We start from the raw sequence: 1,697 nt of genomic DNA on the forward strand, positions 1-1,697 counted from the left end.
ACTCAGCAGCACATGGAGGTTGGTCTTGAGCTGGGTTCCGCTGCGCGCGAGGGACCCGCAGCCGTGGAACGGTTTCCAACACCGTCTCTGATCGTTTCGCCGTACGTCGTGCTGACATGCCACCGGGCTCCCGCGACATGTCAGGCAGCCGGGTATCCGGGTGTGTGGCCTTGGCGGCACAGCTGCTGTAGGTATCAGTCGAGATCCATCTTCTTGATCTGGTGGGCGTGAACGGCGTAGAGGAACGGTCCCGGCCGCGCACAGGCCGCGATGATGGCGGGCAGGTTGGTCAGCAGCCAGTCGGCCATCACCGTCCCGGGCAGGTTCTGCCGGGTGAGATAGAAACAGCGTGCGCGGTGCGTGCGGACGGCCTGCTGTTCGCCGGGTCGGCGGCGGATGCGCTCGTCCTTCATGAACGCCACCCAGCCCAGCTGGGCGGTGTCGGTCAGCCAGGTGACGTCGGCGATGTTCTCGTCCTGCGGGATGCCGTAGTGCTCGGCGAGTGTGGTCAGTTCCAGCCCGGCGTCGCGCAGGAGGCGGGGTACGGCGATGCGCCCGAGACTGCGATCGACGAAGATGTGTGGCAGCCCGTCGGGGTGGGGCATCAGGCCGCGGGTCGGGCGGCGATCCGCACGGCGTCCTCCAGGTCGGTGGCGGGTACCCCGAATTCCGCGGCGACCTCGGCGAGTGGCTCGCCGGCCTGGAACCGGCCCAGCACGTCCTCGAGCCGGGCGCCGCCGTGGGAGAAGATCGGCTGGCCGAAGCCGCGGGACGGGTCCACGACCACGCTCGCGTGCTGGTACTGCGGGAGGCGGATGAGCCGGGCGTAACCGTCCGCGGCGAACTCCACCCGCTGCAGGTAGGAATCGACGATCTCCCCGAACACCCGTTGGCCGTGGCGGACGGCGACAAGTTCCCGCGCACTGCGGGCCTCGGGGGTGTCGCCGTGGTGTTCGGCGAAGTCGTAGAGCACCTCGGCGCCGTCGGTGTAGAGCGCATGGGAGGCCAGGACGTGGTCGATGCCGAGTTCGTCGGCGAGCCGGGTGAGCGCGGGGCGGATGCGTTGCAGGGGGACGCCGGCGCGGCGGATCGCGGCGAGGATCAGGCCTTCGGCCAGGCCGATGAACGGCACCACCGCTCCGCCCGGGGTGGTGCGGGGCCGGACGGTCACGATCGGCTCGCCGTGTACCGGAGCACCCCCAGGCGGGCGGCGGGTGTAGCCGTAGGCCCAGGTCGTGAACGTCGAGGTCGGTACCCCCAGGTAGCGGCCGGCCTCGGCCACGGTGTACAGCGGTATGTCGAAACGCGCGGGGTCGTCAACCACATCCCACCTCCTCGGTTCCGGCGGTCTCCTCATCCTGGCCAGGAGGACACGGCTCGGTGATGTCGCGCTTCCCCGCCACGAACATCTGATCCCCTGCGCTTGGTCTCCGCCCGTCCTTCTCGCGGTCGCTCCGGCACCCAGGGATGGGCTGCCGTCTCCCGTGCGTGTCAGATCATCCTGCTTACAGCACCCCGATCATAGGGTTATCACGCCAGGCGTCGACGGCGCGGATGTAGCCGTGGACGACGGGGCTGGTGGGTGACCAGCGGCCTTGGCGGGCGATAGTGGCGACCGGGGCGCCGGCCTGGGCCGCGGCGGTCGCGCCGCCGGCGCGCAGGCTGTGGGCGGTGAAGGCCTCGGCGCCGGGCAGGCT

General features: G+C 70.4%; 2 protein-coding genes and 1 pseudogene. All 3 read right to left on the reverse strand.

What is annotated here, in order from left to right:
• Positions 1 to 194: 194 nt before the first annotated feature.
• Positions 195 to 605 carry a hypothetical protein gene (locus tag MJ797_RS24595; protein WP_239341760.1) on the reverse strand — a complete coding sequence of 137 codons (411 nt, stop codon included), beginning with the start codon at positions 603 to 605 and terminating at the stop codon, positions 195 to 197.
• Positions 605 to 1,324, reverse strand: a complete 720-nt coding sequence (locus tag MJ797_RS24600) for a DUF433 domain-containing protein (protein WP_239341762.1) — start codon at positions 1,322 to 1,324, stop codon at positions 605 to 607. Before MJ797_RS24600 ends, MJ797_RS24595 begins: the two co-directional genes overlap by 1 nt.
• A gap of 181 nt (positions 1,325 to 1,505) precedes the next feature.
• A pseudogene (locus MJ797_RS24605) lies at positions 1,506 to 1,697 on the reverse strand (integrase); the annotation flags it as partial.

The sequence above is a fragment of the Protofrankia sp. CiP3 genome, assembly GCF_917627345.1.
In the GTDB taxonomy this organism is placed as follows: Bacteria; Actinomycetota; Actinomycetes; order Frankiales; family Frankiaceae; genus Protofrankia.

Coding starts and splice junctions, on each gene's coding strand:
- MJ797_RS24595 (WP_239341760.1), bottom strand. CDS start 605: ATGCCCCACCCCGACGGGCTGCCACACATCTTCGTCGATCGCAGTCTC.